At 73.8% G+C, this 618-nt stretch carries 1 pseudogene; it reads left to right on the forward strand.

From position 1 onward, the window contains the following. A pseudogene (locus tag KBX53_RS35095) lies at positions 1–618 on the forward strand (pyruvate dehydrogenase); the annotation flags it as partial.

Consider the following 618-nt stretch of genomic DNA (forward strand, 5'->3'; position numbering starts at 1 on the left):
GGTGGGGAGGCGTTGCGGGACTGGATCGACGCGATGCCCAACGAGCAGTACCAGTCGCTGTTCGGGCTGACCGGGCCGGCGCTGCGCAAGCAGTTCCTGGACGGCGCGCCGGCCGAGGTGGGCGCCTTCGTGGAAGGCGTCGCCGACGAGGACCTCGGCCCGCTCGTCACCGACCTGGGCGGGCACGACCTGCAGGCGATGCTGGACGCGTACGCCCAGTGCGACGCGGTCACCGACCGGCCCAGCGTCGTCTTCGCGTACACGGTGAAGGGTTGGGGTTTGCCCATCGCCGGCAACCCGCGCAACCACTCGGCGCTGCTCAGCACCGAGCAGGTCGACGCGTTGCGCGCGGCGCAGGGGCTGACCTCCGAGACGGAGTGGGACCGCCTCGACCCGGCCTCACCGGCCGGGATCCGGGCCGGCGCCCGCCGGGAGGCGCTGTCCCGCGCGCCCCGCGAGCGCGCGCTGGGGGTCACCGTCCCGGAGAGCACGGGAGTACGCGCAACCAAGCCGATCTCCACCCAGGAGGTCTTCGGTCGGGTGCTGGTGGACCTGGCCCGGGACCGGGAGGTGGGCCGCTACCTGGTGACCACCGCACCGGACGTGGCCACCTCCACC

The organism is Micromonospora sp. M51, from assembly GCF_018070305.1.
Taxonomy (GTDB): Bacteria; Actinomycetota; Actinomycetes; order Mycobacteriales; family Micromonosporaceae; genus Micromonospora; species Micromonospora parva.